Origin of the sequence: Aeromonas molluscorum (assembly GCF_051376105.1) — a bacterium.
Taxonomy (GTDB): domain Bacteria; phylum Pseudomonadota; class Gammaproteobacteria; order Enterobacterales; family Aeromonadaceae; genus Aeromonas; species Aeromonas molluscorum.
Genome location: NZ_JBPQCY010000001.1, coordinates 704530 through 729766 on the forward strand (window position 1 = coordinate 704530; position 25237 = coordinate 729766).

A 25237-nucleotide genomic window follows, 5' to 3' on the forward strand; every position below is an offset into this window, starting at 1 on the left:
TACGAGTCACGGATTTTATCTCATTGATGCAGGGAAGCTGTATGGCCACCATTCATGTAGACGGTAGAGAGTACGAGGTAGACGGGGCGGACAACCTGCTGCAAGCCTGTCTGTCGCTGGGTCTCGACATCCCCTATTTTTGCTGGCACCCGGCGCTTGGTAGCGTCGGTGCCTGCCGCCAGTGCGCGGTCAAGCAGTATCAGAATGCCGATGACAAGCGCGGCAGGCTGGTCATGTCCTGCATGACCCCCTCCACCGATGGCAGCTACATCTCCATCGAGGACGAAGAGGCGAGAGCATTTCGCAAGAGCGTGGTGGAGTGGCAGATGACCAACCATCCCCACGACTGCCCGGTCTGTGAAGAGGGGGGCGCCTGCCACCTGCAGGACATGACGGTGATGACAGGTCACAACAGCCGCCGCTACCGCTTCACCAAGCGTACCCACCAGAATCAGCTACTCGGCCCCTTCATCAACCACGAGATGAACCGCTGCATCGCCTGCTATCGCTGCGTGCGCTACTACAAGGATTACGCTGGCGGCGAGGATCTGGGGGTCTACGGCGCCCACGACAACCTCTACTTCGGCCGGGTCGAGGATGGCACTCTGGAGAGCGAGTTCTCCGGCAACCTGGTGGAGGTCTGCCCCACCGGGGTGTTCACCGACAAGACTCATTCCGAGCGATACAACCGCAAGTGGGACATGCAGTTTGCCCCCAGCATCTGCCAGCAGTGTTCGGTGGGGTGCAACATCAGCCCGGGGGAACGTTACGGCGAGCTGCGCCGCATCGAGAACCGCTTCCACGGCGCGCTGAACCACTACTTCCTCTGCGATCGCGGCCGCTTTGGCTATGGCTATGTCAATCTCGCCGATCGTCCGCGCCAGCCGCTGTTGCGTGAAGACAAAGAGCAGCAGGATGGTAACAAGCTGGCGATCACGGTCGATGGAGCCTTGAACCGCGCCGCCGATGCGCTGCGCACCGCAAGCGCCGTCATCGGCATAGGATCGCCGCGGGCGTCGCTGGAGAGCAACTTCGCCCTGCGCGAGCTGGTCGGGGCCGACAACTTCTATTGCGGCGTCGAGCAGAGCGAATGGGAGTGCCTGCAAAAGATGCTCCATATATTTCAATACGGTGGCATTCGTACCCCCAGCCTGCGGGACATGGAAGAGGCCGATGCCATCCTGGTGCTGGGTGAGGATGTCACCATGAGCGCCGCCCGGATCAGCCTGGCCCTGCGTCAGGCGGTCCAAGGCAAGGGACGGGAGATAGCCCGCAAGCTGAAGGTGGACTTGTGGCAGGTTGCCGCGGTGCAGACCCTGGCGCAGAACGACCGCTACCCGCTGCTCATCACCAGTCTGGACAGTACTCGTCTGGACGATGTGGCGGCCGACAAACTGCATGCCCCCCACGCCGATCAGGCCCGCCTCGGTTTTGCCATCGCCCACCAGCTTGATAGCAAGGCCCCCGCCGTCGTGGATCTCCCCCCCGAACAGCAGGCGCAGGCGGTCCGCTGGGCAGCGCTGCTCGGCAATGCCAAAAAACCGCTGGTCATCGCAGGTTCCGGCGCCCGCTGCCAGGCGCTGCTTGAGGCAGCCAGCAACATAGCTCGCGCCCTCAAGAGCCGCGCACCAGATGTCAATCTGGCCTTGGTGGCGTCGGAGGCCAACAGCCTAGGGCTGACCATGCTGGCCTCGTCAGCGGCCCCGCTGGAAGCGGCGCTGGATCACATCGAAGGGATGGCGCCGCTGGCACTGATCATCCTGGAGAACGATCTCTATCGCCGCGCCCCTCGCAATCGCATCGATGCCGCCTTCACTCGCCTGCAACACCTGCTGGTCATCGATCATCAAGATACAGGCTCCGCTCAGAAAGCAGACTTGGTACTGCCCGCCGCCAGCTTCGCCGAAGCCGACGGCACCCTGGTCAACATGGAGGGTCGTGCCCAGCGCTTTTTCCAGGTCTATGTCCCCGCTTTCTACGACGCCGACATCCAGGTACGCGAAAGCTGGCGCTGGCTGGCTGCCCTGCAAGGGGCACTGGATAGAAAACCCCTGCGCTGGGAGCATTTCGACCAGGTGAGCAGAGACTGTGCCGCCAGTGCTCCCCTGCTTGGCGCCATGCTGGAGGCCGCCCCCAATGCCGGGCTGCGCATCCGCGGCATGAAGATAGCCCGCGAACCCAACCGTTACAGTGGCCGCACCTCCATGCTGGCGGATCAGGACGTGAGCGAGCCCCGGGTCGCGCAAGATCCAGACTCTCCCTTCAGCTTCTCCATGGAAGGTTTCTCCGGTACCCGCCAACCCCAGTCACAGGTGCCCTTCGCCTGGGCGCCGGGCTGGAACTCCCCCTCCGCCTGGAACAAATTCCAGGATGAAGTGGGCGGCAACCTGCGCGCTGGCAATCCCGGTCGCCGTCTGCTGGAGCCAGGTGACCCGCAGGCTGAAGGTACCGAGTCCCTCGGCTGGTTTGGCACTGTCCCGGCCCCCTTCTGCGCGCAGGATGCCTTGCAAGTAGTGAGCTATGAGCAGTTATTTGGCGGGGAAGAGCTCTCCGCCAAGAGCCCCGTCATCCAGGCGCGGATGGCGCAGCCCGAACTGATCCTCAATCCGATCGACGCCACCCGCTTTGCCCTCCCGGCTGGCAGCCTGGTCGCGCTCTCCTGGGGTGGTCACCACTGGCGACTGACTCTGCGGCTGAGCGATAGGCTGACCCCCGGGCTGCTCGGCCTGCCCCTGGGGGCCCATGGCCTGCCGACCGCCTTGCATCGGTGCTATGTGAGTGACTTGCAGGAGGCCATTGCATGAGCAACGAGCTTATCGAGCTGCTGATAGCCGTCGGCAAGGCCCTTGTCGTCTTGCTGGGCATAGTGGGGGCAGGCGCCTTCATGAGCTTCATCGAGCGCCGCCTGCTGGCGCTCTGGCAGGACAGATACGGCCCCAACCGGGTAGGCCCCTTCGGCCTGCTGCAACTGGTGGCCGACATGGTCAAGATGTTCTTCAAGGAGGACTGGATCCCGCCGTTCGCCGATCGCCGGATCTTCGTGCTGGCCCCCATCATCGCCTTCACCGCCTTTATCCTGGCGTTTGCCGTGGTGCCCATCACCCCCACCTGGGGGGTGGCGGATCTCAACGTGGGGCTGCTCTACATCCTGGCCATCGCAGGGCTGGCGGTCTATGCCGTGTTGTTCGCCGGCTGGTCGAGCAACAACAAATACTCCCTGCTCGGCAGCCTGCGCGCCTCGGCCCAGACCCTCTCCTACGAGGTGTTCCTCGGGCTCTCCCTGATGGGCATAGTCATCCAGACCGGCAGCTTCAACCTGCGGGAGATCGTCGAGGCCCAAACCGGCTTGTGGAACGTAGTGCCCCAGTTCCTGGGTTTTATCACCTTCCTGTTTGCCGGCGTCGCCGTCACCCACCGCCATCCCTTTGATCAGCCGGAGGCCGAGCAGGAGCTCGCCGACGGTTATCACATCGAATACGCAGGCATGAAATGGGGTCTGTTCTTCGTGGGCGAGTACATCGGCATAGTGCTGATCTCTTCGCTCATCGTGACCCTGTTCTTTGGTGGCTGGCACGGCCCCTGGTTGCCGCCCTTCATCTGGTTTGCCCTGAAGACCGCCTGTTTCATGGTGTTTTTCATCCTGCTGCGGGCCTCCTTGCCCCGCCCGCGCTTTGACCAGGTGATGTCCTTTGGCTGGAAAGTCTGCTTGCCGCTTACCTTGCTCAATATGCTGGTAACCGGCGCCGTCGTGCTTATGAACGTGCAGTGAGGCACCTATGAAAATTACGAGCATTATCAAGGGTGTTGGCACCCAACTGCGCAGTCTGGGGATGGTCTTCTCCCATGCCTGGCGCCCCCGCGAGACCCTGAGCTACCCGGAGCAGCAGGTCTATGCCGCCCCCCGTTTTCGCGGCCGCATCGTGCTGACCCGCGACCCGGACAGTGACGAGCGCTGCGTGGCGTGCAACCTCTGCGCCGTGGCCTGCCCGGTCGGCTGCATCTCGCTGCAAAAAGCGGAGCGAGACGATGGCCGCTGGTATCCGGAGTTCTTTCGCATCAACTTCTCCCGCTGCATCTTCTGCGGCCTGTGTGAAGAGGCCTGCCCCACCACCGCCATCCAGCTCACGCCGGATTTCGAGATGGGCGAGTATCGCCGCCAGGATCTGGTGTACGAGAAGGAGGATCTGCTGATCAGCGGCCCCGGCAAGTACCCGGACTACAACTTCTACCGCATGAGCGGTATGGCCATCGACGGCAAACCCAAAGGGGACGCCGAACACGAAGCCAAACCCATCGATGTCAAGAGCCTGCTGCCCTAGGAGTCAATCATGGAACTGGCATTCTATGCCGCGGCCCTGGTCGCCGTTTACAGCACGCTGCGGGTGATAAGCACCAGCAACCCCATGCATGCGCTGCTCAACCTCATCATCTCGCTCATCGCCGTGGCCATGATCTTCTTCTGCCTGGGCGCCTCTTTCGCCGGTGCCCTGCAGGTGATCGTCTATGCGGGTGCCATCATGGTGCTGTTCGTGTTCGTGGTGATGATGCTCAACCTTGGCTCTTCCCAGGCTCAGGAGAGGCACTGGCTCACCCCCAAAACCTGGGGAGGCCCAGCCCTGCTCTCCCTCATTCTGCTTGGCTTTCTGGCCCACGGCATTCTGGCCGTGACAGGGGGAGAACTGGGGCTTGTCGACGTAGACGCCAAGGCGGTCGGTATCGCCCTGTTCGGCCCCTATGTGCTGGCGGTGGAGCTGGCCTCCATCCTCTTGCTGGCCGGTCTGGTCACCGCCTATCACCTGGGCCGGGAAGACAAGAGCGGTGACGTGCTTTCACTCCCCAAAAGTGCCTCTCGCCCGCCTCATGAAGGAGGACAGTCATGAAGAGGGTCTCGCCGGTGAACCATGACGGCCTGCTGCCGACGTTATTGCCAATACCGCAAGGAGGATGCCGATGAACGGTATTCCTATGGAGCATGGCTTGCTGCTGGCAGCCATGCTGTTCTGCATCGGCTTGTGCGGCCTGCTGATCCGCCGCAACTTGCTTTTTATTCTGATGAGTATCGAGATCATGATGAACGCCTCCGCCCTGGCATTCGTGGTGGCGGGTAGCCGTTGGGGTCAACCCGATGGCCAGATCATGTACATACTGGTGATCTCTCTGGCCGCGGCCGAGGCCAGCGTCGGCCTAGCCCTGCTGCTGCAGCTCTATCGCCGTTATCAGACCCTGAATGTCGACATTGTGAGCGAGATGCGTGGATGAGCCTCTTATACCTGACTTTTCTGTTTCCGCTGCTGGGATGGCTGCTGCTGGCCTTCTCCTTGGGGCGATTCGGCGAGCACAGCTCGGCGATCATCGGCGTGGGCAGCATAGGGCTCTGCGCCCTGACTACGCTGTGGGTTGGCATAGACTTCCTGAACACCCTGCCCGCTGGGGCTGTGTATCATCAGACGCTGTGGCAGTGGATGTCGGTGGGCAGCTTTCAGCCGACCTTCCGCCTGGCGCTGGATGGTCTGTCGCTCACCATGCTGGGGGTGGTGACCGGGGTGGGTTTCTTCATCCACCTGTTCGCCTCCTGGTACATGCGTGGGGAAGAGGGTTATTCCCGCTTCTTCGCCTACACCAACCTCTTTATCGCCAGCATGGTGTTCCTGGTGCTGGCCGATGATCTGCTGTTTGTGTATCTGGGCTGGGAAGGGGTCGGGCTGTGCAGCTATCTGCTGATCGGCTTCTACTACCAGGATCGTAAAAACGGCGCGGCGGCACTCAAAGCCTTCGTGGTGACCCGGGTGGGTGACGTCTTCCTCGCCATCGGCCTCTTCATCCTCTACCGGGAGCTGGGTACCCTCAACATCCACGAGCTGCTGGTGCGCGCCCCCGTGATGTTGGCGGGCGGATCCCCTGCTCTCTCCCTGGCCTGCCTGATGCTGCTCGGTGGCGCTGTCGGAAAATCCGCCCAGTTGCCGCTGCAGACCTGGCTGGCGGACGCCATGGCAGGCCCGACCCCGGTCTCGGCGCTGATCCACGCCGCGACCATGGTGACCGCCGGTGTCTACCTGATTGCCCGCACCCACGGCCTCTTCCTGCTGGCGCCGGAGATCCTGCAACTGGTGGCGCTGGTCGGTGCCATCACGCTAGTGCTGGCCGGTTTCGCCGCCCTGGTGCAGACCGACATCAAGCGGATCCTCGCCTATTCCACCATGAGCCAGATAGGCTACATGTTTCTGGCCCTCGGGGTTGGTGCCTGGCAAGGGGCCATCTTCCATCTGATGACCCACGCCTTCTTCAAGGCGCTCTTGTTCCTCTGTGCCGGGGCCGTGATCAATGCGACTCATCACGAACAGAACATCTTCAAGATGGGGGGCCTGCGCAAGAGTTTGCCACTGGTCTATGCCTGCTTCCTGGTCGGGGGCTCGGCCCTGGCCGCCCTGCCGCTGGTCACCGCCGGTTTTTACAGCAAGGACGCCATCTTGTGGCAGGTGCAGGCCAGTGGTCAGAGCGCCCTGCTCTGGGCCGGTCTGCTGGGCGCCTTCATGACCTCCCTCTATACTTTCCGCCTCATCTTCATCGCCTTCCACGGCAAGGAGCAGACCCAGGCCCATCCCGGCAGGGGGGTGGCTCATCACCTGCCGCTGCTGGTGTTGATGGTGCTATCCACCACCATAGGCGCCCTGATAGTGCCGCCGTTGGCGGGGGTGCTGCCAGCAGGGCCTGGGGATCAGATAGAGGAGGGACGCCACAGTCTGGAGATCCTCTCAGGCAGCATCGCCATCGCTGGCATCGCCCTGGCCGCCTTGTTGTTTCTCGGGGAGCGTCACCTGGCAAACAAGATTGCCTCCAGCGGGCCTGGACGTCTGCTCAGCCGCCTCTGGTTCAATGCCTGGGGATTTGACTGGCTCTATGACTGGATCTGGGTCAAGCCATACCTGTTGATGACCCGCCTGCTTGGCAAGGATCCGCTGGATAGGATGATGAACCTGCCAGCCGTGCTGGCCCAGGGTGGCCACCAGCTGCTGGCCTGGACTGTATCCGGCAAGCTGCGCTGGTATGCCGCCTCTATGGGAATGGGCGCGGCCCTGATCCTGGCCCTGCTACTGCTCGGCTGACTCCATGCAGCCCCTGAACTCGCCGCATGGCCACGGCCTGCAAGTGATTAGCAAATAGACGAGAGCTGATATCGTGACCTTACTCTGGATCTTGTTCATTCCTTTTATCGGCGGCTTGCTCTGCTGGCAGATGGAGCGGCTCGGCGGACAATTCGTCCGTTGGGTCGCCCTGCTGTCGATGAGTGCCTGTCTGTTGATCTCGGGCGCCATCTGGCTCGGTGGTGACTTCTCCATGCTGGCTCAGGGGACGCCCGTCTGGGTTGCCGAGTGGCAGCTGCCCTGGATCCCCCGCTTTGGCATCTCCCTGCACCTGGCGGTGGATGGTCTGTCGCTTTTGATGGTGATGCTCACCAGCTTTATCGGCGTGCTGGCGGTCCTCTGTTCCTGGAAGGAGATAGTGCAGCGCATCGGCTTCTTTCACCTGAACCTGCTCTGGATCCTGGGGGGGGTGCTCGGCGTCTTCATGGCGGTGGATCTGTTCCTGTTTTTCTTCTTCTGGGAGATGATGCTGGTCCCCATGTACTTCCTGATAGCCCTTTGGGGCCACTCAGGGGTCAATGGCAAGTCCCGGATCAACGCGGCCACCAAGTTCTTCATCTACACCCAGGCAAGCGGCCTCATCATGCTGGTCGCCATTCTGGGGCTGGTGTTGACTCATCACAGCGCCACCGGCGTCTTCACCTTCAACTACCTCGACCTGCTCCATACCCCGATGAGCGAAACCGTGCAGTGGCTGTTGATGCTGGGCTTCTTCGTCGCCTTCGCGGTCAAGATGCCGCTGGTGCCCTTGCACGGCTGGCTGCCCGATGCCCACAGTCAGGCGCCGACCGCGGGCTCGGTGGATCTGGCAGGCATCCTGCTCAAAACCGCCGCCTACGGCCTGCTGCGCTTCACCCTGCCGCTGTTCCCGGAGGCGTCCGCCCAGTTCGCCCCCTACGCCATGCTGCTGGGGCTTGTCGGCATCCTCTACGGCGCCCTGCTCGCCTTTGCCCAGACCGACATCAAGCGACTGGTGGCCTATACCAGCATCTCCCACATGGGATTCGTGGTGATCGCCATCTATTCAGGCAGCGAGCTGGCGATGCAAGGCGCCGTGGTGCAGATGATAGCCCACGGCCTCTCCGCCGCCGGTCTGTTCATCCTGTGCGGTCAGCTCTACGAGCGTCTGCACACCCGGGATCTGCGCCTGATGGGCGGCCTCTGGGGGCGGCTGCGCTATCTGCCAGGGGTGATGCTGTTCTTCTCGGTGGCCTCCCTTGGCATGCCGGGTACCGGCAACTTCGTCGGCGAGTTTCTGATCCTCATCGGCAGCTATCAAGTGGCCCCCATCATCACCGTCATCGCCACCTTCGGCCTGGTGCTGGCCTCGGTCTACTCCCTGATCATGCTGCAACGGGCCTGCTTCGGCCCCTCCAGGGATGAGCAGGTACTCAAGGGGCTGGACAGTCGCGAGCTGACCATGATGCTCACCATCGCAGGCTTGCTGGTGCTGCTCGGCCTCTCCCCCCAGCCTGTGCTCGATACCGCCAGCAGCAGCCTGCTGAGCGTGCTGCACTGGTATGCGCTGCCGGCCACAGGAGCTCTGCAATGATGACTTCTCTTCTGCTGCCTTCCTTGTCCATTACAGGAGCACTGTCATGACGTTTACCGCAGCTCAACTGCTGGCACTGCTGCCGCTGCTGCTGACCACAGGGGCCATGGTGGCCCTGATGCTGGCCATCGCCTGGCGGCGCTGCGATGACACCGCCTTCGTGGTGACCATCATAGGCCTGAACCTGGCCCTCTTTTCCTTGCCCCTGGTCATGGCGCAGGGGGATCAAGGAGTGACCCCATTGCTGCAGATAGACAGCTACGCTGTCTTCTACATGGGCTTGGTGCTTATTGGCGCCCTGGCCACCTGCACCTTCGGTCACTCCTGGCTCAAGGGCTATCCGGACAACCGGGAAGAGTTCTACCTGCTGCTGCTCATCGCCACCGCCGGTGGATTGGTGCTGGCGGGTTCCCGTCATCTCGCCTCCCTGTTCATCGGCGTAGAGATGCTGACTCTGCCCATGTTCGGCCTGGTCGGCTACGCCTATCGCGAACGCCACTCCCTGGAGGCGAGCATCAAGTACATGGTGCTCTCCGCCGCCGCAACCGCCTTCTTGCTGTTTGGTATGGCACTGCTCTATGCCCAGGCGGGCAGTCTGAGTTTCAATGATCTCGGGCAGACGCTCGCCACCAGCCCCGCTCACCAGCCGCTGTTGATGGGCGGCCTGGGAATGATGCTGGTCGGCTTCGCCTTCAAGTTGTCGCTCGCCCCCTTCCACCTCTGGACCCCGGATGTCTATGAAGGGGCGCCGGCCCCGGTGGCAACCTTCCTTGCCACCGTCAGCAAGATTGCCGTGTTCTGCGTCTTGCTGCGCTTCTACCTGGCGGTGCCGGCCACCTCGGATCCCATGATCCACTGGCTGCTGGCGGCCATGGCGGTGCTCTCCATCCTGGTGGGTAACCTGCTGGCGCTGATCCAGACCAACATCAAGCGGATGATGGGTTACTCCTCCATCGCCCACTTCGGCTACCTGCTGGCGGTGGTGGTCGCAAGCCGCCTCGGCCAGATCCCGGTGGAGGCCGCCGGCGTCTACCTGCTGATGTATCTGTTCACCAGCCTGGGGGCGTTTGGGGTCATCAGCATGATGTCCAGCCCCTACAGCGGCAAGGATGCGGACGCCCTGCACAGCTATCGGGGCCTGTTCTGGCATCGCCCCTACCTGACCGCCGTCATGACGGTGATGATGCTCTCCCTCGCGGGTATCCCCATGACCCTGGGCTTTATCGGCAAGTTCTATCTCATCGGGGTGACGGTCGATGCCCAGCTGTGGTGGCTCTGTGGCGCCATCGTGCTTGGCAGCGCCCTGGGGCTCTACTACTACTTGCGCGTCATGGTCACCCTCTACCTGCGCGAACCCGGCATGCCTGTGCGCGATGCCAAGGCCGACTGGGCCTTCTCTTCCGGGGGGCTGGTAGTGCTGCTCTCCGCCATCATCGTCTTGGCCATGGGCATCTACCCCCAACCCGTCATCAGCCTGGTGCAGGGCTTCGAGAAGCTGGCGCTGCACTAGCCCCCTCCGAGCGAGCAATAAAAAAACCGGCCATCATGGCCGGTTTTTGACTGAGTGCTACGCACTTGGCCGGGATTAACCCAGACGCACGCGAGCGTTTCTGAACATCCGCATCCAGGCGCCATCCTCACCCCAGTTGTCCGGGTGCCAGGAGTTCGCCACGGTGCGGAACACCCGCTCAGGGTGCGGCATCATGATAGTTGCGCGACCGTCAGTCGTGGTCACGGCGCTGATGCCATCTGGCGAGCCGTTCGGGTTGGCCGGATACTGTTCGGTGACAATGCCCCGGTTATCCACGAAACGCAGCCCCACCAGGCCGCTGGCCTGAAGTGCACTCAGATGCGCGGCATCACGCAGCTCCACTCGTCCCTCCCCGTGGGAGACGGCGATGGGCATCACGGAACCGGTCATGCCCGCGAAGAAGGCAGAGGGTGAATCCTGCACTTCCACCAGACTGAAGCGGGCTTCGAAGCGCTCGGAGCGGTTGCGCACGAAGCGCGGCCACAAGTCGGCCCCCGGGATAAGCTCGCGCAGATTGGACATCATCTGGCAACCGTTGCACACGCCGAGGGACAGGGTGTCGGCGCGCTCGAAGAAGCGCTGGAACTGCTCGCGGGCCCCTTCATTGAACAGGATGGACTTGGCCCAACCTTCACCGGCGCCCAGCACGTCACCGTAGGAGAAACCGCCACAGGCGACCAGAGTCTGGAACTGGTCCAGTGCGATGCGTCCCTCAAGGATGTCGCTCATGTGCACATCGACGGCGGTGAAACCGGCACGGTCGAAGGCGGCGGCCATCTCCACATGGGAGTTGACCCCCTGCTCGCGCAACACCGCCAGACGGGGAGAAGCCCCGCGGGCGATATAGGGCGCGGCCACATCCTCGGCGGGGTTGAAGCTCAAGCGAGCCTGCAAACCCGGGTCGGTCGCATCCTGACGGGCGGCATGCTCTTGATCGGCACACTCGGGGTTGTCACGCAAGCGCTGCATCTGCCAGCTGGTTTCACCCCAGAGGGTGCGCAGGGCGGTGCGGCTGGCACGATAGACCTCTTGCCCGGCGCGACTGAACCGCAGGCTGTCCTGGTCGTCGACGCTGCCGATGACATGGGCGCAGGCGGCCAGACCGTGACCCGCCAGCAGTGTCATGACGGCTTCTTTGTCGACTCGGCGCACCTGGATGACAGCGCCCAGCTCTTCGTTGAACAGGGCTGGCAGCAGCTCACCACCGACGCGATCGAGCTGGATGTCGAGGCCGCAGTGACCGGCGAAAGCCATTTCGGTCAAGGTGACGAAGAGACCACCGTCGGATCTGTCGTGGTAGGCCACTATCTTGCGATCGGCCACCAGCGCCTGGATGGCGTTGAAGAAGCCCTTGAGCTGAGTCGGATTGTCAAGATCCGGCGCGCTGTCGCCCAGTTGACGATAGACCTGAGCCAGGGCGGAGGCACCCAGACGCTGTTTGCCGTTGCCAAGGTCAATCAGGATAAGGTCGGTTTCGCCCAAGTCGGTACGCAGCTGCGGCGTGACGGTGTTGCGCACATCCTCGACCCGCGCGAAGGCGGTGATGAGCAGGGAGAGCGGCGAGGTGACGCTGCGCTCCTCGCCATCTTGCTGCCAGCGGGTCTTCATGGACATGGAGTCCTTGCCGACCGGAATGGTGATGCCAAGGGCCGGGCAGAGCTCTTCACCCACTGCCTTGACCGCCTCATAGAGGCCGGCGTCTTCGCCAGGGTGACCGGCGGCAGACATCCAGTTGGCGGAGAGTTTGACCCGCTTCAAGGAGCCGATGTGAGCCGGTGCCAGGTTGGTGAGCGCCTCGGCGACCGCCATGCGGGCAGAGGCTGCGTGGGAGAGCAGTGCCACCGGGGTGCGCTCACCCAGGGACATGGCTTCGCCGTGATAGCTGTCATAGGTGGCGGCGGTGACGGCGCAATCGGCCACCGGGATCTGCCAGGGGCCGACCATCTGGTCGCGATTGACCAGACCGGTCACGGTGCGATCGCCAATGGTGATGAGGAAGGATTTCTCCGCGACCGTCGGCAGGCGCAGTACCCGCTCGGCGGCATCAGACAGCGTCACGCCATCCAGCATCAGGGCCTTGCCCTGGGCAGGCAGGCTCTGCACATCGCGGTGCATCTTGGGCGCCTTGCCGAGCAGGACGTCCAGGGGCAGGTCGATAGGCTGGTTGTCGAAGTGGCTGTCGGACAGCGTGAGATGCGGCTCGGCGGTGGCGGTACCTATCACGGCATAAGGGGCGCGCTCGCGCTCGCACAGTGCCTGGAACAGCGCAAGCTTCTCCTGAGGAACCGCCAGTACGTAGCGTTCCTGGGATTCGTTGCACCAGATCTCCAGCGGGCTCATGCCCGGCTCGTCGCTCTGGATGGCACGCAAATCGAAACGACCACCTCGCTCACCGTCATTGACCAATTCGGGCATGGCGTTGGAGAGGCCACCGGCACCCACATCGTGAATGAAGACGATGGGGTTCTCATCCCCCAGCTGCCAGCAGCGATCGATCACTTCCTGGCAACGACGCTCCATCTCGGGGTTGTCGCGCTGTACCGAGGCAAAGTCCAGATCCTCGGCGGACTGGCCGGAGGCCATGCTCGATGCCGCGCCGCCGCCCAGGCCGATATTCATGGCCGGGCCACCCAGTACGATCAGGGCTGCGCCCACCGGGATCTCCGCCTTTTGCACATGCTCGCTGCGGATGTTGCCAAGGCCACCGGCCAGCATGATGGGCTTGTGATAGCCACGTACTTCGACACCGTTGTGGCTGGGTACCTGCTCTTCGAAGGTACGGAAGTAACCGAGCAGGGCCGGACGGCCGAACTCGTTGTTGAACGCGGCACCGCCGAGCGGGCCTTCTTGCATGATGTCAAAGGCGCTGACGATGCGGCTCGGCTTGCCGAAATCCTGCTCCCAGGGCTGCTCGAAACCGGGGATGCGCAGGTTGGAGACGGAGAAACCGACCAGGCCGGCCTTGGGCTTGGCACCGCGTCCGGTCGCGCCCTCGTCGCGGATCTCGCCACCGGAGCCAGTAGCGGCTCCGGGGAAGGGGGAGATGGCGGTCGGGTGGTTGTGGGTCTCGACCTTCATCAGGATGTCGACGCGCTCCTGGTGATACTGATACTCACCCTTGCTGCTCGGGAAGAAGCGGCCACCCTGGCTCCCTTCCATCACGGCGGCGTTGTCTTTGTAGGCAGACAGCACATAGTCCGGGGTCTGCTCGAAGGTGTTCTTGATCATCTTGAACAGCGACTTGGGCTGGCGCTCGCCATCTATGGTCCAGTCGGCGTTGAAGATCTTGTGACGACAGTGCTCGGAGTTCGCCTGGGCAAACATGTAGAGCTCGATGTCGTTGGGGTTGCGACCAAGCTTGGTGAAGTTCTCCACCAGATAGTCGATCTCATCCTCGGCCAGGGCCAGGCCGAGCGCCATGTTGGCCTCAGCCAGCGCGGCGCGGCCACCACCCAGTACGTCCACCTGAGTGAAGGGACGCGGTGCCTGATGGGCAAAGAGGGCGCTCGCCTGTTCAGGGGCGCTGAACACCGTCTCCATCATGCGGTCATGGAGCAGGGCGGTGATATCGGCGCGCTGGGCAGCATCGAACTCGCCTTCCACATAGTAGGCAATACCACGCTCCAACCGCTTGACCCGAGTCAGGCCGCAGTTGTGGGCGATGTCGCTTGCTTTGGAAGACCAGGGGGAGATAGTGCCGGGACGGGGGGTGACGAGGAAGAGTTGGCCGCTGGGGGCGTGTTCGGGGATAGTCGGGCCGTAGCGCAGCAACCGTCCCAGTGTCGTTCGCTCAGCATCCGTGAGCGGGGCCGACAACTCGGCAAAATGCACATATTCGGCATAGATACTGCTTATCTCGAGTCCTCTGTGCGCGAAGCTTTGCAGCAACTTGTTGATACGAAACTCAGACAGTGCAGGCGCACCTCGCAAGATTTCCATATGACCTTTCTCACCAAGTTTTAATGTGTGGGGGGATTTGAGACGCGCGTATTATAGGGATCCCTCCCCTGCCGGACAAACGTTTTTATCCACCGCGCCGGTGTGACTCGTCTCGGACTCTCTGGTATAAAGGAGCCTCTTTTTTGACAAATGCCGAATTTTTCAACAAGGGTACTCGCCTACTTGCGCCACATTGTTCGACTATTTCTCGCCGTGATCATGACGCTGCTCCTCGCCAGCTGTGACTTTCACACCCCCTCCAGCCAGCTGGAGCAGATCCGTCAGCGAGGCGAGATCCGGGTCGGCACCCTGTATGGACCCACCTCCTATTACCAGAGAGACGACACCGCATTCGGCTACGATTACGAGCTGGCTCAATCTTTTGCCGACTGGCTCGGCGTCAAACTGACCATCATTCCAGTCAACACCAGTGCTGAACTGGTCGGGCTGCTTGAGGGTGGCAAACTGGACCTCGTTGCCGCCGCCATCGTCGTCACCCCTGAACGTCGCGCCCAATTTCGTTTCGGCCCCGGTTTCTACCAGGTCTCTCCCAAGCTGGTCTATCGCAATGGTTCCCGGCGCCCGCGCAGCCTGGATGACATAGACGGCAAGCTGGTGGTAGCCAAGGGATCCAGTGGCGAAGATCTACTCAAGGCATTTCACAAGACCCACCCCAAGCTCAGCTGGCAAGCCGACCCCAAGTCGGATACCGACGATCTGCTCAAGATGCTGGCCGAGGGGAAAATTGACTACACCATAGTGCCAAATACCGTATTGGCCCGCACCCAGCGCTACTACCCCGAGCTTGCCGAGGCACTCACCCTCTCCGATAGCCAGACCGTGGCCTGGGTCATGAACCGGCTGCCCGATGACAGCCTCTATGCCGGTGTCATCGACTTCTTCGGCCAACGCTTCATGGATGGCGCCATTGCCAAGCTCGACGAGAAGTATTTTGGCCATGTGCAGAACTTCGATTTTGTCGATACCCGCACCTTCCTGCGCCGGGCCAAGGAGCTGCTGCCCAAGTATCAGGAGCTGTTCAAGCAACATGCCCTGGAGATTGACTGGCGCCTGCTGGCCGCCATCAGTTATCAGGAGTCCCACTGGGATCCTGATGCCCGCTCCTATACCGGGGTGCGCGGTATGATGATGCTGACCGAAAACACCGCCAAGGCCATGGGAGTCAAGGACAGAACCCATCCCGAGGAGAGCATCGAGGGGGGCGCCCGCTACCTCAAGCTGATGATCGACAAGGTACCGGACTCGGTACCCGACGACGAGAAGGTGTGGTTTGCCCTCACCGCCTACAACATCGGCTATGGCCATATGATGGATGCCAGGCGGCTCACCAAGCAGTTGGGCAAGGATCCCGACAGCTGGGGAGACGTCAAGGAAGTGCTGCCGCTGCTGCAACAGGCCCGCTGGCACAGCAAGGTACGTTACGGCTATGCCCGCGGCGGCGAGGCGCGCAACTACGTCAACAACGTGCGCCAGTACTACCAGAGCCTGCTTTGGCTCGACAACGAACAGCAGAAGGCCCAACGACGTGAGGAGCTGGATGAGGATGACAGTGAACCCGCCAGCGACGAGGCATCCCACCCCAGCCCCATCGCCGAGGTAGTGAGCCGGATCACGGGTGCCGAACAAGGCTGAATCAAGCGTCTGTCTAAGCCCGTGCAAGCCTGCTATCATCCTGTCACATCGGAGCCTATCCGAAATTGTTTTTGTCCCTCACACACCCCAGGTCGAGATAGCAGACAGCACTTTCAGATGGGCTCCACCCTTAAGTTCCAATGATGTCGCCTGACGGCCACCGGCCTGTCATGCCATTAAGGAGGAGACCAAGATGCAAAAACGTAGAAAGATCCGTCTGGTCAAAGCGACAAAGAGCGGCTGGAGCCCCAGACGCAAACTCAAGCTCAATGACACCAAACGCAAGATCTGGCGCCGCAACCGCTCCTACACCCTGCTCATCGCAGAGTGAGTCAGCCAAACCGGACCAAGAATAAAGGCGCCATCAGGCGCCTTTATTCTTTGCTAGCCGTGTTCGCAGGCTTACCACCAGCCGAGCAGATTACGCCCCGCCAGCGCGCCCCACACCACGACATTCAACGCCAGCGCGAGGAAAACGGCAGCTGAGCCCAAGTCCTTGGCTCGCCCAGAGAGCTCATGATGCTCAGAGCCTATCCGGTCCACCACCGCCTCTACTGCCGAGTTGAGCACCTCAACAATCACCACCAGCCAGCTCACCGCGATCAGCAACAGTATCTGGTTGAGATCACCCCCGACCCAGAAGGCAAGCGGCATCAACAGCAGGATCAATACCAGCTCCTGGCGGAAGGCGGCCTCGTTGAGCCAGGCCGATTTCAGCCCCTTCATGCTATAGCCGGTTGCATTGATGATACGGGTCAGACCGGTCGCGCCAGGTTTTGCCACAAAAACTACCTCGGGTAGGGATGAAATGGCCTCACATCCTATCAGAGCCGCTCAAGGTTTCAATCGACAGGGTTTTGCTTTATTTTATCTCTTTGCTTTTTTCGCCGCCTGTGGCTATGCCACCCACTCGAGACTTGAGTTTGTATGTCCATTCACACCGATGAATTGCGCACCCGACGCCTGGAGTCCCTCATCACCCCGAGCGAACTCGCCAGCGCCTTCCCCATTACTGATGCGATCGCCCAGAACCTGCTCAATGCCCGCCGCGACGTCGAGGCCATACTGGCCGGGAACGACCAGCGCCTGCTGGTGGTGGTGGGTCCCTGCTCCATCCACGATCCCATCGCCGCCCTGGAATATGCCACCCGGCTCAATGCCCTGCGCGACCAATACCAAGAAACACTGTGCATAGTGATGCGCACCTACTTCGAAAAGCCGCGCACCATTGTCGGCTGGAAGGGGCTCATCAACGATCCGCGCCTGGACGGCAGCTTCGACGTCAATGAAGGACTCAAGCTGGCGCGCAAGCTGCTGGCAGACATCAACGCCCTGGGCCTGCCCACCGCCACCGAGTTCCTCGATATGGTGACCGGTCAGTATATCGCCGACCTGATCACCTGGGGCGCCATTGGCGCGCGCACCACCGAATCCCAGGTACACCGCGAGATGGCCTCCGCCCTCTCCTGCCCGGTTGGCTTCAAGAACGGCACCGACGGCAACACGCGCATCGCCATCGATGCGGTGCGCGCAGCCCGCCACAGCCACATCTTCTACTCGCCGGATAAAGACGGCAAGATGACCATCTATCGCACCGCGGGCAACCCCTATGGTCATGTGATCCTGCGTGGCGGCCACAGGCCCAACTACGACACCGCCAGCGTGGATGAAGCCTGCGAGGCCCTGGCCAAGGTCAATCTGCCCGAGCGGCTGGTCGTGGATTTCAGCCATGGCAACAGCATGAAGGATCATCGTCGCCAGCTGCTGGTGGCGCAGGATATCTGCGATCAGCTGCGCCGTGGCCGCACTGGCATCGCCGGCATCATGGCCGAAAGTTTCCTGGTGGAAGGACGTCAGGACGTGGAGAACGGTTGCGCGGCCACCTTCGGCCAGAGCATCACCGATGCCTGCCTCTCCTGGGATGACACCGAAACCCTGCTGGCCATGCTGGCCGAGGCGGCCCAGGTGCGGATCAGCAAGGCAAACCTGCGCTAACGGCCGCGCCAGGCGCGATGAGTTGCCACGCAAAGGGGCAGGTGTCACGGACACCTGCCCCTTTCTCTTGCGCGACCGGCGGCCCGCTACATACTCGGCATAAACCAGACTCGGCCGGCCGCCTCGATGCGATCGGTCTTGATCTGGAACACTTGCTCCAGCAACGCCTCATCGATGAGTTCGACGCCCCCTTCACACACCATGTCCCCCCCTTGCAGGCAGAGCAGGCGATCGGCCCAGTCGATGGCCAGATTGATGTCATGAATGGCCATCACCACCAGCAATCCCTGGCGACTGACCGACTTGAGCAGGCGCAGCAGCGCCAGCTGATGGTGCAAGTCCAGCCCAGCCAAGGGTTCATCAAGCAACAGCAGCCGCCCCTCGGGATTGAGTCCTGGCCAGACCTGCAACAGGGTACGGGCAATCAATACCCGCTGCTGCTCTCCCCCCGAAAGCTGGCTAAAATCCCGTGCCAGCAGGCTATCGAGCTCCAGGGCCAGGCAGAGGGCTGTCATGGTCTCCCGGGCAGCCCGACTGACGGCGCCAGACGCCCCCAGACCCAGTGCCAACACCGAGAACACCGGGGTGTGAAACAGATGGGGCTGGCGTTGGGGCAGCATGGCCCGGCGTCTTGCCAGATCATGCAGGTTCAATGAAGCCAGATCCTCCCCTGCCAGGGTGATGCTGCCTGCGGCGGGGAGCAGACCGGCCAGAGCGCCGAGCAACGTCGATTTCCCGCTGCCATTGGGGCCGAGCAGGGCCACCAGCTGGCCGCCCTGCCAATCGAGGCAGAGCGGTGCCAATCGGCCCGTCAGGCTCAGTTGCCGGGCGCAGAGCAGCGCCTTGTCATCAACGGGGTTGGTCATGGGATTGCCTGAGCAGAAGGTAGATGAAGAGGGGGGCGCCGACCGAGGCGGTCACCACTCCGATGGGCAGCTCCCCAGCCGCCAGCAGAGTCCGGGCACTGAGATCCGCCCCCAGCAGCAAGGCGCCGCCCCCCAGGGCAGAGGCTGGCAGCAAGAAACGCTGATCGCTCACCCCGCACAGACGCAGCAGATGGGGCACCACCAGACCGACAAAGCCGATGACGCCGCACAATGCCACGGCGAGTCCGGTCAGCAGGCAGACTGCCAACACCAGGCGTACGCGCAGCCGATGCACATCCAGCCCCATCAGGCGGGCCTGGGTCTCCCCCAGCAACAGCTGCTGCAGCGCCCGGCCCTGACCAATCAGCCAGAGCAGGGTCAATGGCATCAATAGCCACCACCAACCGAGCTGCTGACTGCCATAGGCCAGGCTGCCCATCATCCAGAACATGAACTCGCGCACTGAACCATCGTCGGCGAAATACATCAGCCAGGTCATCACGGCGTTGGTGAGTATGCCGATCGCCACCCCAAGCAGGAGCAGGCGAGCGTGCCCCAGGTGGGCACGCCGGGCAGCCAGCAGCAGCAGGATAGTCACCAGCAGGGCGCCGCCGAAGGCTGCCAGGGAGAGGGCCCAGCCCGGCAGCGCCATGTCGGCGCCCTTGGCCAGCGCCATGGCGACCATGGCGGCAAGTCCAGCCCCGCTTGATACCCCAAGCAGACCGGGCTCGGCCACCGGATTGTGCAGCATGACCTGCAACACGGCGCCGCCACAGGCCAGGGAGGCTCCTGCCAGCAGGGCAAGCAGGGCGCGGGGCAACCGCAGTTCCAGCAAAATTTGCTGTTCCAGCGCCCCCAGCGGCTGCCAAGGCAACACCATGAAGGCACCGACGCAGAGCGACAGTAGAAACAGCAACAGGGTCAGGCAGAGCAGGCCAAGCAGCAGGCCCCGCTGCCAGCGGCGCTGGCGGGCGATCAAGGTGGTAAACAAGGCGTATCCCGGGCAGAAGTCTGTGGACCAAAACCGAGGGGATCGATAAGGCCCCTCATCATGGCCGCCATGATAGCAAGGCAGAGGGCCATGTGGTCAAGAACCCGCTAAGGGGTCTTGGCATCCGCGCCAGGCTCGGGAGAGTAGCGTTGCACCCGTTGGGCCAGCTCAGCGGGGCTTGTACCTTTCGGCCAACCGGCCAATCTCGCCGCTTGCCACCATCTCGCTCAAGGCCGCCTCCAGCTTGCCCTTGAGCGGCTGGGCCCTTGAGTGCTTGCTCATGCCCAGATAAAGGGTGACCGGTTTATCCGGGCGATAGCGCGTCTTGATGAGGCCCGCCGGGTTGGCGCGGCTCAGGGCGTAATCAACCTGGCAATCCGTGCCAATCATCAGCGGCAGGTGTCCCCGCGAGACCATGCCAAGCAGCTGCTCTTCGGTGGCCACCCCGTGCTTTTCCAGGGCTCTGTCGCCATCGAAAGGGCTGAAGTAGACCGACTTGAGCACATAGCCCACCTCGTGGTGGGCCAAGTCCCCGTAGCGGCGGATCTGGGCGGCGAGCAGCGGCTCGGCATAGAACGCGGGCCGACACTGATAATAAGCCGGTTGCAGATAATCGATAAAGACGGTGCGCTCCGGGGTCTTGGCCAGCCCTATCATGAGATCGACCTGGCCAGTCTGCATCCGGTGCAAGGCGCGTCCCCAGGGGAACCGCTCGACCTTGATGGGCACATCGATGTGGCGCGCCAAGGCCGCCAGAATATCCACATCCAGTCCCTCGAAACTGCCATCGCTCTTGAGTATTCGAAACGGGGGCCAGACGTCAGTCGCGACCGTCAACATGGCGGGTGCCCCCTGACCGTCCGGTAACCCTTGCGCCTCCTGCGCCAGGCTGGCCCATATCAGGACAACAGATAGCCAGCTCCACTTGAACATTCCCTGCTTTCCTCGTTGAGATGGTTCGCTAAAAATACCTTAGAAGAGGGCTTTATGGATATGACTCGGCTGAGATATAACAGGCGCCATTGCGCGATGGAGCCACTCAGGCATGGCATATTCGTCAGCGCAAAAACGCCAGTATGCAACCAACCCCTTATGCCAAGGAGCCATTCATGAACCCTATTCTGGCCAGCATCGGACTGTTAATCTGCAGCAATGTCTTCATGACCTTCGCCTGGTATGCCCACCTCAAGGAGATGAACCACAAGCCCTGGATCATCGCCGCCCTGGTGAGCTGGGGCATCGCCCTGCTTGAATACCTGTTTCAGGTACCCGCCAACCGCATCGGCCACACGGTACTCAATGTGGGCCAACTCAAGATCTTGCAGGAGGTGATCACCCTCACCATCTTCGTGCCTTTCTCGGTCTTCTATCTCAAGGAGGATCTCAAGTGGGACTACCTCTGGGCCGGGCTCTGCATCATGGGGGCGGTCTTTTTTGTGTTTCGCGAGAAACTCATGAGTTGATAACCGGATACAATCTGTTTGATTACACACATCATTGACGGCTAAGCGAGACGAGTCATGGATCTGCACGAGATGCTGAAGCTATTGGCGAGCCAGGATGGCTCCGACCTCTACCTCTCCACCGGCGCGCCCCCCAGCGCCAAGTTTCAGGGGGTGTTGCGCACCCTCAGCGAGGCCCCTCTCGCCCCGGGCGAGGTGGCCGCCATCGCCGCCGACATCATGGACCTTGAGCAGAAGCAGCAGTTCGACAAGGAGCTGGAGATGAACCTTGCCATCTCCCTGCCCCAGATTGGCCGCTTTCGCGTCAACATCTTCAAGCAGCGCAACGAGGTCTCGCTGGTCGCGCGCAACATCAAGACCGAGATCCCCCGCTTCGAGGACCTCAAGCTGCCCCCTGTGCTGCTCGAGACCATCATGGAAAAACGGGGTCTGGTGCTCTTCGTCGGCGGCACCGGCTCGGGCAAATCCACCTCGCTGGCGGCGCTGATCGACCATCGCAATCGCAACAGCGGCGGCCACATAATCACCATCGAGGATCCGGTGGAATATGTGCACCGCCACCGCAAAAGCATCATCAACCAGCGCGAAGTGGGTGTGGATACCCGCAGCTTCCATGCGGCCCTGAAAAATACCCTGCGTCAGGCTCCGGACGTGATCCTCATTGGCGAGATCCGTGACCGCGAGACCATGGAGCATGCCCTGGCCTTCTCGGAGACCGGCCACCTGGCCATCTCCACCCTGCACGCCAACAACGCCAACCAGGCGCTGGATCGCATCATCAACTTCTTCCCCGAGGAACGCCGCCCGCAACTGCTCAACGACTTGGGCAACAACCTCAAGGCCTTCGTCTCCCAGCGCCTGGTGAAAACCACGGATGGCGGACGCCGGGCGGCGGTGGAGATCATGCTCGGTACCCACACCATTCGCGACATGATCAAGCGCGGCGAGTTTGGCGGCCTCAAGGAGGTAATGGAGAAATCCCGCACCCTTGGCATGGTCACCTTCGACGAGGCGCTGTTCGATCTGGTGGTGGAAGGGGTAATAGGCGAAGAGGAGGCGGTCAAGAATGCGGATTCGCAAACGAACCTGCGCCTCAAGATAAAGTTGTGGCGTGACAAGGGCCAGATTGCCAACAGCAGCGACGCCAGCGGTTGGAGCCTGGAGCCCGGCAAGGATGACAAGGACGAGCTGGACTGGACCTGACACAGACGCCATCCCATCAAAAAGAACCCGCCGCTGGCGGGTTCTTGCATAACAGGGGAATTGTCGCGGCTAGCCGCGTTGTACCAGACCAATGCGACCCGGCTCGCACCATTCGAACATCACCAGCTGCTGTTTGCCGCAGCAACTGCCGCCACACAGCTGGCTCTCCTGCTTGATGACGCGTCCCTTGCGCATCCAGACCCCGAGCATGGCCTCGATGGCATCTTCCGAGGTGTGGAAGTGACGGGCCAGATCCTGACGGCTGGCCCTGTGCTCCCGGGCCAGATAATCTCCCAATTCATGCAGTATCACAGTGCCACCACCCGGCGACTCACTATGTCACCGCGCCTGCGCCCCAGCCACCAGAGCAGCGCCAGGGAGCCGAGATAAAAACCAATCCAGGCCAGGCTCTGCTGGGGATGACGGGCGAAGTTGGCCCCCTGATAGAAGAGCGTGGCGCCCATGAAGGCCATGTAGTTGCACCAGAGCGCGGTGTAGATAGCCCAGGGGCGACCGGTTTCGCGCACCAGCGCGCCCATGGCGGCGGCGCATGGCATGTAGAGCAGGATGAACAGCAGGTAGGCAAAGGCACCCGCCGCCCCGTCGAAGTGAGCCTGCATGTTGCCGTAGGTGGAGAGGCTCACCTCTTGCTCCGCCGCCGCGACGCTGGCATCCCCGACATCGCCGATGTCTATGCCGAGGGGATCGGCCGGGTTGATGGCCGCCAGATTGGCGGGGATGCTGGCCAACGCATCTTGCACACTCTGCCACAGATCGTACTCGGCACCGGCGGCCTGTTCGCCTCCCCCATAGAGGCTGTTGAGGGTGCCGACCACGGCCTCCTTGGCGAAGATACCGGTGACGATGCCGACCGTGGCCTGCCAGTTATCCTCGCGGATCCCGATGGGGTGCAGCAGCGGCGTCACGCCTTGGCTCACCTTGCTCAGCACCGAGCTCTCCTGATCCTGATGGCCGAAGCTGCCATCCGTGCCCAGGGAGTTGAGCACGCTCAGCACCGCCACCACCAGCACTATGGTTTTACCGGCGCCCAGCACGAAGGATTTAAGCTTCTGCCAGGTTTTGATCCCCACGTTGATGGGGCGGGGCAGCTCGTAATCAGGCATCTCCATCAACATGGAGTCACTCTTGCCGGGCAAGAGGGTGCTACGCAGCAAGAGGCCGGTGAGCACGGCAACCAGAATGCCGACAAGATAGAGACCGAACACCAGGTTCTGGCCAGATTCTGGGAAGAAAGCCACCGCGAACAAGGCATAGACCGGCAAGCGGGCCCCGCACGACATGAAGGGAGCCATGGCCGACGTCATCAGCCGTTCACGCTCGGAGTTGAGGGTGCGGGTCGCCATCACCGCAGGCACGGTACAACCAAAGCCCATCAGCATGGGGACGAACGCCTTGCCGGGCAGGCCGAGACGGCGCATCAGGGCATCGACCACGAAGGCGGCCCGGGCCAGATAGCCCGAACTCTCCAGCACGGCGAGAAACAGATAGAGACAGCCGATGACGGGGATGAAGGTCGCCACCGTCTGCAGACCGGCGCCAAAGCCGTCCGCCACTATGGCACCTAGCCACTCGGGGGCATCGAGTAGCCCCAGCAGATGATGAACCCCATCGACGAACAGGGCGCCGCCCAGGATGTCGAAGAAGTCGATGAAGGCGCTGCCCACCTTGATGGCGAACATGAACATCAGATACATCACCAGCAGGAAGAAAGGGATGCCTATCCAGCGATTGAGCAGCACCCGATCCAGCCATTCGCTCTGGGCGGCGTTGAGCTTGCCCCGCTGCTGGCAGGCCTGCTGACACCATAGGTGAATGTGGCCGTAACGCACGTCCGCCAGCTGCAAGTCGATATCCTGCTGGCGCTGGGCACGGCTCACCAGGTTGGCAGCCGCCGTTTGCTGACCGGGCAGCAGGGTCTCTGCCATCACGGGATCTTCTTCGAGCAGGCGCAGGGCCCGGCCACGGCTCGCCAGAGGATGGGGGGCAAGCAGGCTCTCCAGTTCGGCGATGTCCGCCTCCAGGCCCTGGCCGTAATCGAGATGCAGCGCCGTCTGGGGCACGCCGATGAAATCATCGAGGCGGGCCTTGAGGGCCCGCACCTGACCCGGGTTGTGGGCCGAAAGCGACACCACGGGGCAGCCGAGCCGGGCACTGAGCAGCGTCTCGTCAACGGTGATGCGCCGTTTTTCCAGCAGATCCATCTTGTTGAGCACCACCAGCATGGGCAGGCCCAGCTCACGCAGTTGCAAGGTCAGATAGAGGGAGCGCTCCAGGCTGGCGGCATCGATGACGTTGAGCAACAAGTCCGGGCGCTGGCCCTGCACGAAACGACTGGCAATCTGCTCATCCAGGCTGGCATCTTGCGCCGCCAGGCTATAGATGCCGGGCAAGTCGGTCAGCCGATAATCCTGCTCCCCTGCGCTAAAGCTACCCATCTTCTTGTCGACCGTGACCCCGCTCCAGTTGCCCACCTGCTGACGGGCGCCGGTGAGGGCATTGAACAGCGAGGTCTTGCCGCTGTTGGGATTGCCCACTGTGACCAGGTTGACGCTCATAGGGACTCCACCTCAATCTGATTGGCCAGACTCTTTTGCACCGAGAGGCAGATGCCCTGGCACTGAACCTGAAGCGGATCTCCCAGGGGAGCAAAACGCAGCAGGGTCACCTCCGATTGAGGCAGGAGCCCCATCACCATCAGCTTGCGGCGCAGGCTGCGATCGAGTGCATTCAAATCTTTGATGCGAGCGCTCTGCCCCGGTGATAACTGCGTGAGAACCATGGCCAACCCCTAGGTAGAAACTGTGATGAGTCTAAACAAGAACAATTCTCTTTTCTGTGGCCATTATAAGCTGTGACCTGCGCAATAATTTGCGTAAAATCA

21 protein-coding genes are annotated in these 25237 nt (G+C 62.1%); 13 read left to right on the forward strand and 8 right to left on the reverse strand.

What is annotated here, in order from left to right; translation table 11 throughout:
• Nucleotides 1-41 precede the first annotated feature (41 nt).
• The 8 genes from nuoG to nuoN all read left to right on the forward strand — a co-directional run bounded on the left by nuoG (nt 42) and on the right by nuoN (nt 10204).
• Nucleotides 42-2804: an NADH-quinone oxidoreductase subunit NuoG gene (gene nuoG / locus ACSMDR_RS03385; protein ID WP_436467024.1), complete on the forward strand. Its 2763-nt coding sequence runs from the start codon at nt 42-44 to the stop codon at nt 2802-2804.
• On the forward strand, nt 2801-3769 hold the full coding sequence (gene nuoH / locus ACSMDR_RS03390) for an NADH-quinone oxidoreductase subunit NuoH (protein ID WP_436467025.1): 969 nt from the start codon (nt 2801-2803) through the stop codon (nt 3767-3769). Before nuoG ends, nuoH begins: the two co-directional genes overlap by 4 nt.
• Nucleotides 3770-3776: 7 nt before the next feature.
• Nucleotides 3777-4319 (forward strand): NADH-quinone oxidoreductase subunit NuoI, encoded by a 543-nt coding sequence (nuoI, locus tag ACSMDR_RS03395; RefSeq protein WP_436467026.1) that lies wholly within the window; start codon nt 3777-3779, stop codon nt 4317-4319.
• Nucleotides 4320-4328: 9 nt separating this feature from the next.
• Entirely contained in the window at nt 4329-4880 is a 552-nt protein-coding gene (gene nuoJ / locus ACSMDR_RS03400; protein ID WP_436467027.1) for an NADH-quinone oxidoreductase subunit J, read from the forward strand.
• Nucleotides 4881-4950: 70 nt separating this feature from the next.
• Nucleotides 4951-5259 (forward strand): NADH-quinone oxidoreductase subunit NuoK, encoded by a 309-nt coding sequence (gene nuoK, locus ACSMDR_RS03405; protein WP_436467028.1) that lies wholly within the window; start codon nt 4951-4953, stop codon nt 5257-5259.
• The gene (gene nuoL / locus ACSMDR_RS03410; protein ID WP_436467029.1) at nt 5256-7103 is read left to right on the forward strand and encodes an NADH-quinone oxidoreductase subunit L; all 1848 of its coding nucleotides are present in this window, start codon (nt 5256-5258) and stop codon (nt 7101-7103) included. Before nuoK ends, nuoL begins: the two co-directional genes overlap by 4 nt.
• A gap of 73 nt (nt 7104-7176) precedes the next feature.
• Nucleotides 7177-8694 carry an NADH-quinone oxidoreductase subunit M gene (gene nuoM / locus ACSMDR_RS03415; protein ID WP_436467030.1) on the forward strand — a complete coding sequence of 506 codons (1518 nt, stop codon included), beginning with the start codon at nt 7177-7179 and terminating at the stop codon, nt 8692-8694.
• A gap of 46 nt (nt 8695-8740) precedes the next feature.
• A complete protein-coding gene (gene nuoN / locus ACSMDR_RS03420; RefSeq protein ID WP_436467031.1) occupies nt 8741-10204 on the forward strand; it encodes an NADH-quinone oxidoreductase subunit NuoN in 1464 nt (487 codons plus the stop codon).
• Between the two features lie 75 nt (nt 10205-10279).
• Here the strand turns inward: nuoN and purL are convergent, their stop codons facing one another.
• Entirely contained in the window at nt 10280-14164 is a 3885-nt protein-coding gene (purL, locus tag ACSMDR_RS03425; protein WP_436467032.1) for a phosphoribosylformylglycinamidine synthase, read from the reverse strand.
• Between the two features lie 150 nt (nt 14165-14314).
• On the opposite strand from purL, the gene mltF reads away from it, so the two are divergent.
• Nucleotides 14315-15817, forward strand: a complete 1503-nt coding sequence (gene mltF, locus ACSMDR_RS03430) for a membrane-bound lytic murein transglycosylase MltF (protein WP_040318946.1) — start codon at nt 14315-14317, stop codon at nt 15815-15817.
• Nucleotides 15818-16010: 193 nt separating this feature from the next.
• Entirely contained in the window at nt 16011-16148 is a 138-nt protein-coding gene (locus ACSMDR_RS03435) for a hypothetical protein (RefSeq protein ID WP_005895244.1), read from the forward strand.
• 71 nt (nt 16149-16219) lie between these two features.
• On the opposite strand, the gene ACSMDR_RS03440 is transcribed toward ACSMDR_RS03435, so the two are convergent.
• Entirely contained in the window at nt 16220-16600 is a 381-nt protein-coding gene (locus tag ACSMDR_RS03440) for a diacylglycerol kinase (protein ID WP_005895241.1), read from the reverse strand.
• 144 nt (nt 16601-16744) lie between these two features.
• On the opposite strand from ACSMDR_RS03440, the gene ACSMDR_RS03445 reads away from it, so the two are divergent.
• Nucleotides 16745-17812, forward strand: coding sequence for a 3-deoxy-7-phosphoheptulonate synthase (locus tag ACSMDR_RS03445; protein WP_005895238.1), 1068 nt, complete (start codon nt 16745-16747; stop codon nt 17810-17812).
• An 86-nt stretch (nt 17813-17898) separates the two neighbouring features.
• Here ACSMDR_RS03445 and ACSMDR_RS03450 read toward each other — a convergent pair whose 3' ends face one another.
• From ACSMDR_RS03450 to ACSMDR_RS03460, 3 genes are all read right to left on the reverse strand, one after another.
• Entirely contained in the window at nt 17899-18678 is a 780-nt protein-coding gene (locus ACSMDR_RS03450; RefSeq protein ID WP_436467034.1) for an ATP-binding cassette domain-containing protein, read from the reverse strand.
• Nucleotides 18662-19669, reverse strand: a complete 1008-nt coding sequence (gene btuC, locus ACSMDR_RS03455) for a vitamin B12 ABC transporter permease BtuC (protein WP_005895232.1) — start codon at nt 19667-19669, stop codon at nt 18662-18664. The genes ACSMDR_RS03450 and btuC overlap by 17 nt, the downstream gene beginning before the upstream one ends.
• Before the next feature lie 168 nt (nt 19670-19837).
• On the reverse strand, nt 19838-20602 hold the full coding sequence (locus tag ACSMDR_RS03460) for a substrate-binding periplasmic protein (protein ID WP_005895229.1): 765 nt from the start codon (nt 20600-20602) through the stop codon (nt 19838-19840).
• Between the two features lie 176 nt (nt 20603-20778).
• On the opposite strand from ACSMDR_RS03460, the gene ACSMDR_RS03465 reads away from it, so the two are divergent.
• Nucleotides 20779-21132 (forward strand): DMT family protein, encoded by a 354-nt coding sequence (locus ACSMDR_RS03465; protein WP_005895227.1) that lies wholly within the window; start codon nt 20779-20781, stop codon nt 21130-21132.
• Nucleotides 21133-21189: 57 nt separating this feature from the next.
• The gene (gene tapW, locus ACSMDR_RS03470; protein ID WP_005895225.1) at nt 21190-22335 is read left to right on the forward strand and encodes a type IVa pilus ATPase TapW; all 1146 of its coding nucleotides are present in this window, start codon (nt 21190-21192) and stop codon (nt 22333-22335) included.
• Between the two features lie 69 nt (nt 22336-22404).
• Here tapW and ACSMDR_RS03475 read toward each other — a convergent pair whose 3' ends face one another.
• The 3 genes from ACSMDR_RS03475 to ACSMDR_RS03485 are packed head-to-tail and all read right to left on the reverse strand — an operon-like array spanning nt 22405 to nt 25135.
• Complete coding sequence (locus ACSMDR_RS03475) at nt 22405-22647, reverse strand: FeoC-like transcriptional regulator (RefSeq protein WP_436467035.1); 243 nt, start codon at nt 22645-22647, stop codon at nt 22405-22407.
• Complete coding sequence (feoB, locus tag ACSMDR_RS03480; RefSeq protein ID WP_005895219.1) at nt 22644-24911, reverse strand: Fe(2+) transporter permease subunit FeoB; 2268 nt, start codon at nt 24909-24911, stop codon at nt 22644-22646. Before feoB ends, ACSMDR_RS03475 begins: the two co-directional genes overlap by 4 nt.
• Nucleotides 24908-25135 (reverse strand): FeoA family protein, encoded by a 228-nt coding sequence (locus ACSMDR_RS03485; protein WP_005895216.1) that lies wholly within the window; start codon nt 25133-25135, stop codon nt 24908-24910. The genes feoB and ACSMDR_RS03485 overlap by 4 nt, the downstream gene beginning before the upstream one ends.
• Nucleotides 25136-25237: the final 102 nt, after the last annotated feature.